The following is a 293-nucleotide window of genomic DNA, read 5'->3' on the forward strand; positions in this document are numbered from 1 at the left end:
GCGCGACATTGGGGATTTGCCTCAGGGCATTCACATGGCAACTGTGAATAGCCCCGGCACCGATAATCGCCGTGTTCAGGATGTTCATGTCGTCCCCTTAGTCAGCTGCGTTTGCGAGCATTTGTGCTTTCACGCACAGTTCGGCAGCTTTGAAAGCATGCGCCTGAGTCATGGCATTTTCGGTGCGGTGCAGGCAGTCGAGGATCAGTTCGCCAAAATACGGGAACCCAACCTGCCCGGCCACAGGATAGCGGAACTCGCCCTCGTTATTGACGAGGTAGACGACATCCTGC

Annotated in this window: 1 pseudogene; it reads right to left on the bottom strand. The window is 56.0% G+C overall.

Annotated features, from left to right (window positions below):
• Window positions 1-97 precede the first annotated feature (97 nt).
• Window positions 98-293 (bottom strand): annotated as a pseudogene (locus RTW80_RS28665) (gfo/Idh/MocA family oxidoreductase); the annotation flags it as partial.

It is taken from the genome of Escherichia sp. AM3 (assembly GCF_032029835.1).
Classification (GTDB): domain Bacteria; phylum Pseudomonadota; class Gammaproteobacteria; order Enterobacterales; family Enterobacteriaceae; genus Escherichia; species Escherichia coli.